Source organism: Amycolatopsis sp. NBC_01480 (assembly GCF_036227205.1).
Taxonomy (GTDB): Bacteria; Actinomycetota; Actinomycetes; order Mycobacteriales; family Pseudonocardiaceae; genus Amycolatopsis.
In genome coordinates, this window is the sequence record NZ_CP109442.1 from 1,968,532 (window position 1) to 1,983,539 (window position 15,008).

The 15,008-nt window shown below is 71.5% G+C and carries 14 protein-coding genes and 1 riboswitch; of the genes, 6 read left to right on the top strand and 8 right to left on the bottom strand.

Annotated elements, in window-relative coordinates; translation table 11 throughout:
• The first annotated feature begins 67 nt into the window (after positions 1–67).
• Positions 68–1,801, top strand: a complete 1,734-nt coding sequence (locus OG371_RS09175) for an AMP-dependent synthetase/ligase (protein ID WP_329067532.1) — start codon at positions 68–70, stop codon at positions 1,799–1,801.
• 47 nt (positions 1,802–1,848) lie between these two features.
• Positions 1,849–2,715, top strand: a complete 867-nt coding sequence (locus OG371_RS09180; RefSeq protein ID WP_329067534.1) for an esterase/lipase family protein — start codon at positions 1,849–1,851, stop codon at positions 2,713–2,715.
• A gap of 63 nt (positions 2,716–2,778) precedes the next feature.
• Here the strand turns inward: OG371_RS09180 and OG371_RS09185 are convergent, their stop codons facing one another.
• A complete protein-coding gene (locus OG371_RS09185) occupies positions 2,779–3,423 on the bottom strand; it encodes an NAD(P)-dependent oxidoreductase (protein WP_329067536.1) in 645 nt (214 codons plus the stop codon).
• 104 nt (positions 3,424–3,527) lie between these two features.
• Positions 3,528–4,655, bottom strand: coding sequence for a hypothetical protein (locus tag OG371_RS09190; protein WP_329067538.1), 1,128 nt, complete (start codon positions 4,653–4,655; stop codon positions 3,528–3,530).
• 334 nt (positions 4,656–4,989) lie between these two features.
• Between OG371_RS09190 and OG371_RS09195 the strand changes: the two genes are divergently transcribed.
• The 3 genes from OG371_RS09195 (at position 4,990) to OG371_RS09205 (ending at position 6,740) form a co-directional block, all read left to right on the top strand.
• Positions 4,990–5,592 (top strand): 50S ribosomal protein L25/general stress protein Ctc, encoded by a 603-nt coding sequence (locus tag OG371_RS09195; protein WP_329067540.1) that lies wholly within the window; start codon positions 4,990–4,992, stop codon positions 5,590–5,592.
• A gap of 10 nt (positions 5,593–5,602) precedes the next feature.
• Positions 5,603–6,196, top strand: coding sequence for an aminoacyl-tRNA hydrolase (gene pth, locus OG371_RS09200; protein WP_329067541.1), 594 nt, complete (start codon positions 5,603–5,605; stop codon positions 6,194–6,196).
• A gap of 181 nt (positions 6,197–6,377) precedes the next feature.
• Entirely contained in the window at positions 6,378–6,740 is a 363-nt protein-coding gene (locus OG371_RS09205; protein WP_329067543.1) for a DivIVA domain-containing protein, read from the top strand.
• A 221-nt stretch (positions 6,741–6,961) separates the two neighbouring features.
• Here OG371_RS09205 and OG371_RS09210 read toward each other — a convergent pair whose 3' ends face one another.
• The 5 genes from OG371_RS09210 to OG371_RS09230 all read right to left on the bottom strand — a co-directional run bounded on the left by OG371_RS09210 (position 6,962) and on the right by OG371_RS09230 (position 13,494).
• Complete coding sequence (locus tag OG371_RS09210) at positions 6,962–8,650, bottom strand: fatty acyl-AMP ligase (RefSeq protein ID WP_329067545.1); 1,689 nt, start codon at positions 8,648–8,650, stop codon at positions 6,962–6,964.
• A gap of 89 nt (positions 8,651–8,739) precedes the next feature.
• Positions 8,740–10,515, bottom strand: coding sequence for an ABC-F family ATP-binding cassette domain-containing protein (locus tag OG371_RS09215; RefSeq protein ID WP_329067547.1), 1,776 nt, complete (start codon positions 10,513–10,515; stop codon positions 8,740–8,742).
• A 35-nt stretch (positions 10,516–10,550) separates the two neighbouring features.
• A complete protein-coding gene (locus OG371_RS09220; protein ID WP_329072972.1) occupies positions 10,551–11,507 on the bottom strand; it encodes a 4-(cytidine 5'-diphospho)-2-C-methyl-D-erythritol kinase in 957 nt (318 codons plus the stop codon).
• A 237-nt stretch (positions 11,508–11,744) separates the two neighbouring features.
• The gene (locus OG371_RS09225; RefSeq protein ID WP_329067549.1) at positions 11,745–12,758 is read right to left on the bottom strand and encodes a methionine ABC transporter ATP-binding protein; all 1,014 of its coding nucleotides are present in this window, start codon (positions 12,756–12,758) and stop codon (positions 11,745–11,747) included.
• A gap of 197 nt (positions 12,759–12,955) precedes the next feature.
• Positions 12,956–13,062: riboswitch (SAM riboswitch) on the bottom strand.
• Positions 13,063–13,251: 189 nt separating this feature from the next.
• On the bottom strand, positions 13,252–13,494 hold the full coding sequence (locus tag OG371_RS09230; RefSeq protein ID WP_329067552.1) for a hypothetical protein: 243 nt from the start codon (positions 13,492–13,494) through the stop codon (positions 13,252–13,254).
• 60 nt (positions 13,495–13,554) lie between these two features.
• Between OG371_RS09230 and OG371_RS09235 the strand changes: the two genes are divergently transcribed.
• Positions 13,555–14,148: a TetR/AcrR family transcriptional regulator gene (locus OG371_RS09235; RefSeq protein WP_329067553.1), complete on the top strand. Its 594-nt coding sequence runs from the start codon at positions 13,555–13,557 to the stop codon at positions 14,146–14,148.
• 12 nt (positions 14,149–14,160) lie between these two features.
• On the opposite strand, the gene rsmA is transcribed toward OG371_RS09235, so the two are convergent.
• Positions 14,161–15,003: a 16S rRNA (adenine(1518)-N(6)/adenine(1519)-N(6))-dimethyltransferase RsmA gene (rsmA, locus tag OG371_RS09240; RefSeq protein WP_329067555.1), complete on the bottom strand. Its 843-nt coding sequence runs from the start codon at positions 15,001–15,003 to the stop codon at positions 14,161–14,163.
• Positions 15,004–15,008: the final 5 nt, after the last annotated feature.

Consider the following 15,008-nt stretch of genomic DNA (forward strand, 5'->3'; position numbering starts at 1 on the left):
GATCTGGGTCTTGACTTCTGCGAGCCCAACTCCATACCTTCAAGTATCCAATACCCGGAGGTATCCAATGTCAACCGAACGTGGCCTCTACGGTCTCGCCGCCGAGGCGGCGGCCGCGTTCGGCACGGCCGTCGCCCAGCGTTACTCCGACGGCGGCGGCTGGCGGGAGCGCACCTTCACCGAGCTGGACCACGCGTCGAGCCGGGTGGCCGGGCTGCTGCGCGAACGCGGCGTGCGGCCGGGCGACCGGGTGGCGCTGCTCTGCCGGACCCGTCCTGAGTGGACAGTCTGCGACCTCGCGATCGCCCGCCTCGGCGCGATCTGCGTGCCGGTGTACCCCACCAGCTCACGCGGCCAGATCCGCTGGATCCTGCACGACTCCGGCGCCGTGGCCGCGCTCGTGGAAACCGCCGGGCACCTGGCCGACGTCGAAGCGCTGCGCGACCAGCTGCCCGCGCTGGACCTGGTGCTGGGCATCGAAACCACCGATCATCCGCTCGCCGACGTGATCAACTCCGGCACCGGGCCGGCCGACCTCGGCCGGGCGCCCGAGCCCGCGCCGGACGACCCGTTCACCATCGTCTACACCTCCGGCACCACCGGCGAGCCCAAGGGCTGCGTGCTCACCCACCACAACGTCGCCTCGGTGATCGAGAGCCTGCGCGAAATCAGCGAGGCCAAACCCGGCGACGTGCTGTTCGCCTACCTCCCGCTGGCCCACCTGCTGACCCGGATGCTGCAGGTCTACTGCCTGCGCACCGGTGCCACGATCGCCTACTCCGGCGGCGACATCCGCGCCGTGGTCGGCGAATTGGCCGAGGTCGCGCCGACCTACCTGCCGTCGGCGCCGATGCTGTTCGAGAAGGTCTACTCGGTGGTCAGCGGCCTGGCCCCGGACCTCGGGCCGACGGTCGAGCTGGGTCTGCGCGCGCGTCGCGGCGAGCAGCTGGACGAGGCGGAGGCCCGCCGGTTCGCCGCCGCGGAAGAGCAGTTGTTCGGCCGCGTCCGCGCCGCGTTCGGCGGACGGCTCGGCTACGCGATCACCGGGTCGGCCCCGATCGCCCCGGAGATCCTCGAATTCTTCTTCGCCTGCGGCGTGCCGGTGTACGAGGCGTACGGGATGACCGAGTCGACCGCCGTGCTCACCTCGAACACGCCCGGGGCCTGGCGCGTCGGCACCGTCGGACGCGCAGCCCCCGGCGTAGAGCTGGCGATCGCCGAAGACGGCGAGGTGCTCGGCCGCTCGGCGGGCGTCTTCGCGGGCTACTGGAACAATCCCGCGGCGACCGCGGAGTCCGTTGTGGACGGTTGGCTGCACACCGGCGACCTCGGCTCGCTCGACGCGGACGGGTTCCTCACCATCACCGGGCGCAAGAAGGACATCGTGATCACCTCGGCGGGCAAGAACCTGTCCCCCGCCGCGATCGAGACCGACCTGCGCCGGACGCCGTGGATCGCCGAGGCCGTGCTGCTCGGCGACCGCCGCCCGTACCCGGTCGCGCTGCTCGCCCTCGACCAGGACCGGCTGCCCGAGCTGAGCTCCGAGACCGGCGTCGACCCCGGCGCCGAGGGCTGGCACGGCGACGAGCGCCTGCGCGCGCTCATCGCCCGGGAGGTCGAAGTCGTCAACGCCCGCTATTCTCCGCCCGAACGGATCCGGGACTTCGCGATCGTGCCGGCCCCGTTCTCGGTGGCGGCCGGCGAGCTGACCCCGACGCTCAAGATCCGGCGCGACGTCGTCGCCCGCCGCCACGCCGAACTGGTCGAAACGCTCTACCCCGCCCCGCGACGGGCCACCTGATCCACCGGCAACGCCGCCGGTGAGCCCCTGAGGAAGGAAGCTTCTCGATGAGGATGCGATTGCGGACCAAAGCGGCTGTGCTGGCCGCCGCGGCGCTCGTGACGGCGGCGTTCACCGCCGCCCCGGCGCAGGCGGCGACCGGCGGCAACAACGACCCGTCCTGCCGGCCCGGCGCCGCGCACCCCCACCCCGTGGTCTTCCTCCACGGGCTGGGCGCCACCTACTACGAGGACCTGAACTTCATGCAGGCGGCCGTCGCGGCCAAGGGCTACTGCACGTTCAGCCAGACCTACGGCGCCTACCCCGGCTTCCCGGTGGTCGGCGGGCTGCGCCCGATCGCCGACTCCGCGGCCGAGATCAAGACGTTCATCGGCCAGGTGCTGGCCGAGACCGGTGCGTCCAAAGTGGACATCGTCGGGCACTCCGAGGGCGGCCTCCAGTCCCTCTACGTGACCAAGACCCAGGGCATCGCCGACAAGATCGGCACCGTGGTCGCCATCGCGCCGCCCGCGCACGGCACCACCTTCGCCGGGCTGACCAAGCTCGCCTACCTGCTGGGCCAGGGCGAGCGCGACGCCGTCGGCCAGGCGCTGTCCACCCTCGGCTGCCCGGCCTGCGACAACCTGATCACCGGCGGCTCGGCCATCACCACGCTCAACAACGGCCCGATCGCCCAGCCCGGCGTGCGCTACACGATCATCACCTCGCGCGCCGACGAGCTGGTCACGCCCACCGACACCGCGTTCGTCCGCGAGCCGGGCGTGGACAACCAGTACGTCCAGGACACCTGCCCGTTCGACCCGGTGGGCCACATCGGCGAGGCCTACGACCTCAACGTCTGGAACCTGGTCACCAACGCGCTCGACCCGGCGCACGCCACGAAGTTCCTCTGCGTGGTGGGCTCCCCGGGCTGACCGGCTACAGGGCTCGTGAGTGTTCATGACGGTTCTAACCGGCATGAACACTCACGAGTCTGGTCAGTAGGCGACGGTGAATCGTGCGCGGGAGTGCTTCGGCTCGTCGATCTCGTCGACGAAGGCGATCGCGTAGTCCGCGCCGCTGATCCTCGAGTGGCCGTCCTCGGCCGACAGCAGGACGTCGCCGCCGAGGCGGAACTCGCCGGTGCGCTCGCCGGCGTTCCAGGCGCCGAACTCGGCGGCCGGGCTGACGTAGAACCAGTCGTCGGTCTCGGGCAGCGCGTGCAGGGCCGCGAGGACGTCGGCGTGGCTGCCCGCCTCCGCTTTGTACTCCTCCGGGAATTCCGGGGTGTCGATCAGCCGCGGGCCGCCCTCGGCGACGTGCAGCGAGCCCGCCCCGCCGACGAACGACAGGCGCGCGCCGGCCGCGCGAGCCGCGTCCACCAGCGTCGGCACGGCGTCCAGCAGGCGACGGCCCTCGTCGTCCGCGCGGCCCGGCGTCGCGACCACGATCACGTCGGCGCCGCGGGTCACGTCCGCGACGAAACCGGCGTCGTGCATCGAGCCCGCTCGCTCCTCGACACCCTCGGGCAGGCCCTCGGCCTTACGCGCGACGCCGACCACCGAATGGCCGCGCCGCAGCGCTTCCTCCGTGATCCGGCCCCCGGCGTACCCCGTCGCGCCGAACACCACCAGCTTGCTCATGACCCGCTCCTCTGCCAACGAATTCCGTCTCAACGGCGCCGATGGTAAGGACGGGTGATCGGCTACTTCAACGAAACCAACACACCCGCGGGTAGGTGTGCAGGTCAGCCGCCGAGCGCGGCGAAGGACGTCGCCAGCTTCTGCTTCACCGCGTTCGCGTCGAACGGCACCCGCACCTCGGCGACGGCCGTCGGCTTGGCCAGCACCTGGTAGCTGGCGGTGCGGTTCGGCAGCGAGAACTTGACCGAGCAGGACATCGTGATCGTCGCGTCCGCCGTCGCGTCGCCCTGCGTGGTGCAGGTCTGCGAGCCGAGCGTGTCGGCGCTCATCTCGACGGTCAGCGTCACGTGCACCACGGGCTTCGGGTCCGAATCGCCGCCCACCACGCTGGTCGAGACGTCCACCGAAGTCGTGCAGGAGCCGACGAAGTCCTTGCAGTCGAGCTTGTCGTTCAGCACCGCGACACTCGCCTGCGCGAGCCCTTCGAACGGCTGGCCCAGCCCGACCACGGCGTTGTCGAAATCGTTGTGGAACTTCTTCAGCTCGTCACCGGTGATCGGGCGCACCTGGAACCCGGCGCCGAGTTTCGCCCCGCCCTGCGGGTCGATCAGCGCCGGCGCGAAGCCCACCACGCGGTTCGGCTGGGCGGTGGTCACCTGAAGCGTGCCCAGGCCACCGCCGAGCTGGTACGCCTCGGTGCCGTCGGGCTGCTTCTGGCGCACCGGCTCGGCCGTCTGGTTCAGCGTGGCCAGCGACTTGCCCAGCTCGTCCGCGAGCTTGCCCGGCGCGAGCTTGCCGCCCGGGTCCACCGGCAGCTCGGTGCCGACGGTGTGCACCCAGCCGGTGCCGAACCGGGCGCTGCTGTCCTCCAGCCCGTGCGCCTTCCAGTAGTCCGCGTTCGCGGAGACGTACAGCTCGCCGCCGACCTGCACGATCTGCACAGCCTGGCCCTCGAACGGCAGCGTGCCGATCCCGTCGCCGTCGCGCGTGACCCGGAAGGTCAGGTTCGCGGGGTTGCCGGAGGCGTCCTTCACGGTGGTGTCGTACTGCAGCGCCGGCGCCTGGCGCAGTGCGTCCAGCGCCGCGCCGACGGCCGTCTTCTGCGCCGCGAGCCGGTCGGCCTTCTGCTGGTCGGCGGCCGAAACCCCGGCCGAACCGGACACCGCGACCTGGCAGCCCGCGAGCAGCCCGCCCACCAGCACGACCGCCACGGCAGTCCATCGAGCCCGCATTCCCGCCCCTCTTTCCGCCGGGATCATCTCACCCCGCGACCGGCGCCGGGAGCGGTGTTTATTGTGGCCTCACCCACCGCCCCGGCCCAAGGTCGGCGCGCTCGGGCGCCCCCGTCGTCACCGCACCGGCCCAGGCTGGTCTACACTTCTCGAGTTGTCTCGGCGAGGCGGGTGCACCATTCGGTGCCCAGCGTGATCGACGCGGCGGTTTGAGAAACCCCCGTGGGCTGATCACGCCCGGATACTCGCCGCCGTACGCAACCGCCCCGAGCAGAGATCGACGATCCCCGCCGCCACTGCTGCACCGCATCGTGATTTGAAGGAGTGCTACACCGTGTCCGAGGTACGTCTTTCCGTCGAGCCGCGCACCGAGTTCGGCAAGGGTGCCGCGCGGCGCACCCGTCGTGCCGGCAAGATCCCCGCGGTCCTGTACGGGCACGGCTCGGACCCGCGGCACTTCGCGCTGCCGGCCCTCGAGTTCGCCCGCGTGGTCCGCGAGAACGGCAGCAACGCCGTCATCACCCTCGACCTCGAGGGCTCCGACGAGCTGGCGCTGACCAAGACCATCGTCGTGCACCCGCTGAAGAACTACATCGAGCACGTCGACCTGCTGGTCGTCAAGCGCGGCGAGAAGATCACCGTGGACGTGCCCGTGGTCGTCACCGGCACCGCCGCCCCGGGCACCCTGATCGCCCAGGACCTCGACACCATCCAGGTCGAGGTCGAGGCGCTGCACATCCCGGAGCAGGTCGAGGTCTCCGTCGAGGGGCTCGAGCCGGGCGTCCAGATCAGCGCCGGCCAGGTCACCCTGCCCGCGGGCGCGGAGCTGGTCACCGACCCCGAGGCGCTGGTCGTGGCCGTCAACGAGCAGCGTGAGTCGACCGAGGACGAGGACGCCGCCGAAGGCGAAGCCGCCACCACCGAGGCCGCCGAATAAGCTCCCTTCCGTGAGTGAAGACCTGCCCGGGGCCGGCGAGCTGATCCTGCTCGCCGGCCTCGGCAATCCCGGGCCCCAGTACGCCGGCAACCGGCACAACGTCGGCTTCATGGTGCTCGATGAGCTGGCCGCGCGCATCGGCGGCAAGTTCAAGGCGCACAAGAGCGGCGCCGAGGTGCTCGAGGGACGGCTGTCGGACCGTCGCGTGGTGCTGGTGAAGCCCCGCTCGTTCATGAACCTCTCCGGCGGGCCCGTGGTCGGCGCCGCCCGGTTCTTCAAGGTCCCGCCGTCCGGCGTCGTCGTGGTGCACGACGAGCTGGACGTGCCGTTCGGCGCGCTGAAGCTCAAGCTCGGCGGCGGCGACAACGGCCACAACGGCCTGCGCTCCATCACGAAGTCGCTCGGCACGCGTGAGTACTACCGCGTGCGGTTCGGCATCGGCCGCCCGCCGGGCCGCCAGGACCCGGCCGACTTCGTGCTCAAGGACTTCTCGACGGTGGAGCGCAAGGAGCTCCCGTTCGAGGTCGACCGCTGCGCGGACGCCACCGAGGCGCTGATCGCCAAGGGCCTCGCGGACGCCCAGAACGAGTTCCACGCGGGCTGACCACCCCGTTGCTCTCAGTGAGTGATGAGTGGTGACGTAACGCGATATCTCCTCACTCGATGGGCGGCTTCTCGTTCCCTGATCGAGTCGACCCGGGGTGCTTTCCCTTCCCGGTGCCCCGATGACCGGTTAGGACGGAGCACGGGAGTTCGCACACCGACCTTGAATCGGAGAATCTTTCATGTCGTTCACCGCCGAGGACCTCGCCGAGGTCGCTTTCGGTAACGCCCCGATCGGCCGCCGCGGATACGCGAAGAACGAGGTCGACGAGTACGTGCGGCGCATCGCCAAGACGATCGCCGACGAGGACGACCTGACCGCCGCGGAAGTCCACCACGTGATGTTCAACAAGCCGCTGATCGGCAAGCGCGGCTACGACGAGCATGAGGTGGACCAGTTCCTCGACGAGGTCGAGGACCAGCTGGCCGACCTCTCCGGACGGCGCGCCCCGAGCGTCCCGGGCGCCCGTGACGAGCACGAGGCCACCGCCCAGCGCGCCCCACGCCCGGCCGGGGAAGCGGCCGAACACCTCCAGGACCGGTAACCCGAGGCGGTGCCGGGGGACGCCGTCCCCCGCGGTAACCCGTGCCCGTCGCGGTCCGTGAAAGCGGGCCCAGGGCGCGAGAGTCCCCTCCGGCACCCGAATCCGGCGCCGTTCCCCCGCGGCGCAGTTGTTCCCCCGCCCTCCGGACTCCCAGCCCCGACAGCGAAAAGCCCCCGCCCGCGACTCCATCCTCGTCGCGGGCGGGGGCTTTTCTTTATGTTTCAGGAACTCGCGTTGTGCGAGATCTTCTCGGCGTACTGCACGGCCGTCGCGGCGCGCTTGACCTTGCCCGACGGCGTCTTCGGCAGGCTGCCGGCCGGCAGCACGACCACGGAGAACGGCCGCATGTCGACCGCGTCGCGCACCCGGGCCGCGACCTCTTTGGACAGTGCCCGCTCGGCTTCCGCGTCACCGGCCAGCTTGGACTCGACCACCACGGCGAAGCGCTCGCGACGGCTGCCGGCGTCGATGCGCACGGCCACGGCGTTGCCCGCGCGCACGCCCTCCACCGAGGTGGCCGCGCGCTCGATGTCGGTCGGGTACAGGTTGCGGCCGCCCATGATGATGACGTCCTTGCGCCGTCCGCAGATGACGATCTGGCCGTCCACCAGGTACCCGAGGTCGCCGGTGTCGAGCCAGCCCTCGGCGTCCTGGGTGCCGACCGGCCCGTCGACGGTCAGGTAGCCCGGCGTCACGGCCTCGCCGCGCAGCCGGATCTCGCCGACCTCCCGGTCGCCGAGCCGGTGGCCCTGGTCGTCGACGATCTCCGCCTCGAGGCCGTCGAGCGGGCGGCCGAGCATGGCGAACGAGCGCACCGAGTCGGTCCCGCGCCGCGGGTCGCCCTCGGGCACCGGAACCGCGCGGTTGCCGGACTCCAGCGCTTCGGCTTCCACCACGTCGAGCGTGAGCCCGGTGAACAGCGGCGCGAACGAGACGGCCAGCGTCGCCTCAGCCATGCCGTACGCCGGGAACACGCACTCGGCCGGCATCTTGAAGCGGGCGCCCGCCTCGACGAACGTCTGCACGGCGGTCTCGTCGATCGGCTCCGCGCCGTTGAGCGCGATGCGCAGGGTGGACAGGTCGTAGGCGCTCTCGTCGTCCACCCGCGCCATGCGGCGGCCGACGATGGCGTACGCGAAGTTCGGCGCCGCCGTGGTGGTGCCGCGGTACTTGGTGATCAGCTCCGGCCAGATCAGCGGCCCGGACAGGAACTCCACCGGCGTGATCTTGACCAGCTCGACGCCGAACGTCATCGGCACGGTCAGGAAGCCGACCATGCCCATGTCGTGGAAGGTCGGCAGCCAGGACACCATCACGTCGGTGTCGAAGTCGAACTCCGCGCGCTCCACCATCGCCTTGACGTTGGTGTAGAGGTTCCCGTACGTGATCCGCACGGCCTTCGGCTCGGCGGTCGACCCGCTGGTGAGCTGCAGCAGCGCGGTGTCGCCCTCGGCGGTGGGCACGACCTCGGCCAGCGGCTCGCCGTCGCGCAGCTCGGTGATCAGCCGGTAGTTGATGCCCTTCTCCGCGAGCACCGGCGCGAGCGCGTCGAACGGCTCGCCGAGCACGACCAGCTCCGCGCCGATCATGCCCAGCACCTTGACCGTGTCGTCCGCCCATTCGGCCAGGTCCGTGCGCTGGGTGGGCTGGTGCAGCATCGTCACGCTGCCCCCGGCGAGCCAGACGGCCTGCACGGTGGGCGCGATCAGCGACGGCGCGGCGGCCAGCACGGCGACCGCGCTGCCCGGCGCCAGCCCGCCCGCCACCAACGCCCCGGCGACCCGCAACGCCTCGTCGTGGACCTCGCCCCACGTCTTGCGCACCGGCTCCTTGGGCTCCCCGGTGACCATGCCCCGCTGCTGACCCCGCCCCGCCGCCGTGCCGACGAGGGTGTCCACGAACCGACTCATGGGCGTCAGATTACTGTCTGGTTGTCAACGCCCGTCGCCCGTGGCCTGAACAGCGCTGTTCGGCTCGGTGCACCCGGCTCGACGGGCCGCTATTCGGCCGCTTCCGAGGTCTCCAGCCAGCGCGCCTCGACGTCGTCCTTCTCCGCCTGCAGCGTCTTCAGCTCGGTGTTCAGCTCGATCAGCTTCGCCGGGTCCGTGGCCGCTTCGGCCAGCGCCACATGGATCTTCTCCTCGCGCGAGGCGAGCTGGTCGAGCTTGCGCTCCAGCCGGCCCAGCTCCTTGCGCGCGGCCCGCACCTCCGCGGCATCGCGCTTGGCCTCGGCCTTCGCAGGGGCGGCCTCGACGGAATCACGGCGCGGGGCGGCGTCCCGGATCTTCAGGCGGCGCTTGAGGTACTCCTCGATGCCGCCGGGCAGGTCGGTCACCCCGCCGTCGCCGAACAGCGCGACCGTGGTGTCGCAGACGCGCTCGACCAGGTACCGGTCGTGCGAGACGACGACCATCGTGCCGGGCCAGCCGTCGAGCAGGTCTTCCAGCTGCTGCAGGGTGTCGATGTCCAGGTCGTTCGTCGGCTCGTCGAGCAGCAGCACGTTCGGCTCGGCCATCAGCAGCCGGCACAGCTGGAGCCGGCGCCGCTCGCCGCCGGACAGGTCGCCGACCGGCGTCCACTGGCGGGCCTGCGGGAAGCCCAGCTTCTCGCCGAGCTGGGACGCGGTCATCTCCTGCTTGCCGAACACCACACGCCCGGCGACCTGCTCGATCGCCTGCAGCACCCGCAGGTCCTTCGGCAGGTCGTCCAGCTCCTGGCGCAGGTGCGCGAGCGCGACGGTCTTGCCCTGCTTGCGGAACCCGGTCGAGGGTTCGATCTCCCCGCCGAGCAGTTTGAGCAGCGTGGTCTTGCCGGAGCCGTTCACGCCGACCAGGCCGATCCGGTCGCCGGGGCCGATCCGCCAGGTGACGTGGTCGAGCAGCGTGCGGCCGCCGACGCTGACCGTCACGTCTTCCAGCTCCAGCACCGTCTTGCCGAGCCGCCGCTTCGCGAACGCGTGCAGCTCGACGGTGTCGCGCAGTGGCGGCACATCGGCGATCAGCGCCTCCGCGGCCTCCACGCGGTAGCGCGGCTTCGACGAGCGCGCCTGCGGGCCGCGGCGCAGCCACGCCAGCTCCTTGCGCGCCAGGTTCTGCCGCTTCTCCTCCGCGGTCGCGGACAGCCGCGCCCGCTCGGCGCGCGCGAAGATCCAGTCCGCGTAACCGCCTTCGTACTGCTCGACGCGGCCGTTCGCGACCTCCCAGGTCACGCCCGCGACCGTGTCCAGGAACCACCGGTCGTGGGTCACGACCACCACGGCGGTGCGGCGCGCGAGCAGGTGGTCGGCCAGCCAGCGGACGCCTTCGACGTCCAGGTGGTTGGTCGGCTCGTCGAGCACCACCAGGTCCAGTTCGCCGGTCAGCGCGGCCGCGAGCGCGACGCGACGGCGCTCACCGCCGGAAAGCGTGGCGGTCGCCTTGTCCAGCCCGATCGCGGTGATCCCGAGGCCGTCCACAATGGACCGGACGCGGGCGTCGGCGGCCCACTCGTGCTCGGCGCCGTAGCGGGCCAGCACGACATCGCCGACCGTGCTGCCCTCGGGCAGCTCGGTGCGCTGCGTGACCACGGCCATCCGCAGCCCGCGCACGTGGCTGACGCGCCCGTCGTCCGGCTCGCTCAGTCCTGAGAGGACCTCCAGCAAGGTGGTCTTGCCACCGCCGTTGAGGCCGACCACGCCGATGCGCTGTCCTTCGGCGACGCCGAGGGAAACCTTGTCCAGCAGCGGCTTCACCCCGTAGGACTTGCTCACCGACTCCAGGTTGACCAGGTTGGCCATCCGATCCCTTCCACAGTGGACAGTTCAGTAAAAGCTCAGGCGTGCACGCGCGGCGGCGTGCTGCGCGGCGCGTCGTCGCCGCCGACCACCCGCGCGCCGGGCACCGGCCCGTGCGCGACCCGCACCGTGCGGCACACCCCGGCGCCGGACAGCTCGGCGGCCACTTCCACGGCCGCCTGCGCGTCGACGCAGAGGAAGGCGCACGTCGGGCCCGAGCCGGAAACGCAGCCGGCCAGCGCGCCCGCGTTCACGCCCGCGCGCAGCGTGCGCCGCAGGCCCGGCCGCAGCGAGACGGCCGCGGCCTGGAGGTCGTTGCCCAGCAGCAACGCGAGCTGCCGCGGGTCGCCGGAAGCGAGCGCCTCGACCACGGGCGTGTGCGAGCCGATGCGCGGCGGTTTGCCCTCCGTGCGCAGCCGGTCGAGTTCGCCGAACACCTTCGGCGTGGAGAGGCCCTTGTGGTCGAACGCGAGCACCCAGTGGAACGTGTGCCGCGAGAGCACCGGCACGAGCTGCTCGCCGCGTCCGGTCCCGAGCGCAGTGCCGCCGTACAGCGCGAAAGGCACGTCGCTGCCCAGCTTGCCCGCGATCGCGGCCAGCTCGTCGCGGGTGATGTCGAGCTTCCACAGCGAAGCCAGGCCCACCAGGGTCGCCGCCGCGTCCGCGCTGCCGCCCGCCATCCCGCCCGCGACCGGGATCCCCTTGCGCAGCACGATGCGCACCTTCGGATCTTCGTCCGGACGGCCGGCGTACGCGGCCAGCTCCTGCGCCGCGCGCCAGGCGAGGTTCGTGGCGTCGGTGGGCACCGTGCCCTCCCCCTCGCCGTAGACCTCGAGCCCGGGCTCGTCGGTGGCCGCGACGGTGACCTCGTCCGTCAGCGAAAGCGCCTGGAACACGGTGACCAGCTCATGGAAACCGTCCGCACGCGGGTCGCCGACCGCCAGGTGCAGATTGACCTTGGCCGGGACCCGGACGGTGACTGGGGGAGGAACCACTGCGAGCACCCATCCAGCCTACGTGGCCGGGCCGTTCGGCTGGCCACCAGGAGAAAAGCCGGGCGGCCGCCGGACCTTCCGTACCCGGGCCGTCGCGTTCGGCAACCCGACCGGCCGGACAGCCGTCCCAAATCTCCGGACGCGTGGCCGTGTTCCCCGGACAGAAGTGGCGTCAAGGCCTCCTTACCCGCGTCCGACGCGGGTAAGGAGGCCTTGACGGAGACTGCCGGAAGAGGGTCAGGCGGCGACGACGCTCTGCGGGCCGCGCGCGGTGTGGGTCACGTGGGCGCCGCGGTCGGCGATCCACGCCAGCGCGGCGTCGGCCCGCTCGCCGCGGACGCCGAGGCGGAAGCGGCCGATCGGGGTGTCGCCGATGCGGGTCAGGCCGCCGCCGATGGTGGCGAGCTCGACGTCGAACCGGCCGGCCGCCTCGGGCAGCAACGCGCCCACCGACGCGAAGCCGATCAGCACCACGTCGGCCGAGCGGTCGTACTTCGCGGCCTGCGCCCGGGTCGTCTCGATCGCCGGCAGCACCGCCTGCGCGGTCCAGCTGCCCGGCGACGCGATCAGGTCGAGCACCGTGCCGCGCTCGACGATGGCGCCTTCCTCCAGCACCGCGACGTCGTCGCAGACCCGGCGGACGACGCCCGCGTCCTGCGTGGTCACCAGCACCGTGACGCCCAGCTCGGCGCGCGCCCGGTCGAGCACGGCCAGCACGGCGCCGGCCTCCTCCGGGGCGATGCCCGCGGTCGGGTCGTCGGCGAGCAGCACGGCCGGTCCGGCCGCGAGCGCCTTGGCCACGGCGACCCGGCGCAGCTGGCCGTCGGTCAGCTCACCCGGGTGCTGGGCGGCCCGCGCGGTCAGCCCGGCCAGGTCGAGCAGCGAGCCGACGCGGCTGCGGCGCTGCGGGCCGTCGACGCCCAGCTGCTCCAGCGGGGTCGCGATGTTGCCGGCCACGGTGCGCTCGGCCAGCAGCTCCGGCTTGGTGCCGACGACACCGAGCTGGCGGCGGACCTCACGCAGCCGGCGGCCGTCGAGGGTGCCGGTGTTCAGGCCGTCGAGCCGCACGACGCCGCGGTCGGGGCGCTCCTGCAGCGCGATGCAGCGGGCGAGGGTCGACTTGCCGGAGCCGGCCGGGCCGACCACGCCGAAGAGGGAGCCGGCCTGCACGTCGACGCTCACGTCACGCAGCGCGGCGACCGGATTTCCGTTGAGGGGAAAGGATTTGGACACGTTTTCGACAGTGATCACAAAGGGCTCCAAGCAGGGGGCGCAGCACCGTTGAGGGCGCGCCGGGCGTCACCGATTTACCGTCCGAAAGGGACGGTGCTCAAGAAGAAAGCGGAAGAGAGATCAGGCGATGACCATGGAGCGTCGACACGCACATACCGTGCGGCGACCTTCGTCGACTACGCGCCGCTTGGTGAGCAGGAGCGGGCGGGCTACCCTCTTCATCGGAAACAGCCTCCATCGGTCCTGGCGGTAGCACCTGCCCTGCGGAGGGTGGTTGCTGCGACTTCGGCGAGCCAGGTCTCTCAGTCGCTCGGGATGGACATACCGAGTAAAGCCGATCCCATTGGGTGAACGCAAGCGCGTTGGTGCAGATCACACGAGTGGTGGCGCCCGGATACCGGAACACTCCGTCCTGCATCGCGGAACGTGAGGACGGTTCACCGGTCGGGCCGCTTGACACGACCGGCCGGGTCCCGATACCCGAGCTGCCGGGCGATTCCCCTGTGGACGGTCAGGAATCCTTCATCGGCGGCGCTTTTTTACGCCGCTCGTCGAGCACCGCCAGCACCGCGAACGCCACGACGATCACGCCGGCGGCCACCACGTAGCACCAGGGCGTGTCCAGATAGTTCGAAAACGCCAGCCAGCTCGGCTTCCCCTCGCCGAACGCCTTCGACAGGATCGGCACGACGCCCGCGCGGACGCCCACCACGCCGACGACCACCTCCCACAGCCGGTACCAGCCCTCGTTCATGTCCCCTCCTGATGATACAGACGTATCAGATACACTCGTACCATACAACCGAGGAGCACGATGGCCAAGCGGGTGGACCACGACCAGCGCCGGCGTCAGATCGCCGAAGCGGTCTGGCGGATCGCCGCCGCCCGCGGCCTCGAGTCGGTGAGCATGCGCGAGGTCGCCGCCGAGGCCGGCGTCTCGCTGCGGCTGGTGCAGTACTACTTCGAGACGAAGCACAACCTGCTCGTCCTGGCCCTGCGCTACCTCCACGAGCAGGGCGAGCAACGGGCGCAGGCCCGCATCGCGGAGCTGCCGCAGGAGAGCCCGCGCGCGGTACTGCGCTCGGTGCTCACGGAACTGCTGCCACTGGACGAGGAACGCGCGCAGTCGCTGCGCGTGCACATCGCGTATTTCAGCCGCACGCACAGCGATCCTGAGCTGGCGAAGGTTTTCCTCGGCGAGGGGACACCGATCGAGGACCTGGTGACCGGTCTGCTGCCGGCGGCTTCACTCGTGCCCGGCGCGGACCCCCGGCACGAGGCGAACCTGCTCGTCTCCGGCATCACCGGGCTGGGCCTGGACGTCCTGCACGACCGCTACCGGCCCGACGAGGTCATCGCCACCCTCGACTACCACCTCGACCGGTTGTTCGGCACCGCCGGAGCCTGACGGCGCCGTGGTTCAGACCTGTGCCGCGAGCCGTGCGAAGTCCTGCACGCCCAACTGCTCACCGCGGGTACGCGGGTCGATCCCCGCCGCCGTCAGCAGCTCACCCGCACGGTCCGCCGACCCGGCCCAACCCGCCAACGCCGCACGCAAAGTCTTGCGGCGCTGCGAAAACGCGGCGTCCACGAGATCGAACAACGTCTTGCGATCGACGTCGGTCACCGGCGTCTCGGCCCGTTCGAAGGAGACCAGCGCCGAGTCGACGTTCGGGACCGGCCAGAAGACGTTGCGGGGCACGGCGGCGACCTTGCGGGCCGGGCCGTACCAGGCGAGCTTCACGCTCGGCACGCCGTAGATGCGGCTGCCGGGGCCCGCGGCCATCCGGTCGGCCACCTCGGTCTGGACCATCACCAGCCCCCGCCGCAGCGAGGGCAGCTCGGCCAGCAGGTGCAGCACCACGGGCACCGCGACGTTGTACGGCAGGTTCGCGACCAGCGACACGGGCGCGGCCGGCAGATCCTCGGCCCGCACGCGCAACGCGTCCGCGCCGAGCACGGAAAGGCGCTCGGCCGCCTCGGGGGCCCGCTCGGCCGCGGTCTGCGGCAGGCGCTCGGCCAGCACCGGATCGATCTCGACGGCGACGACGTCCGCGCCCGAGGCCAGCAGCCCCAGCGTCAGCGAGCCCAGCCCGGGCCCGACTTCGAGGACGACGTCCCCCGCGCCGACCCCGGCCAGCTCGACGATGCGGCGAACCGTGTTGGGGTCGTGCACGAAGTTCTGCCCGAGCTTCTTCGTCGGGCGGACGTCGAGCTCGGCCGCCATCGCGCGGATCTCGGCAGGCCCCAGCAGTTCAACCACCGGCA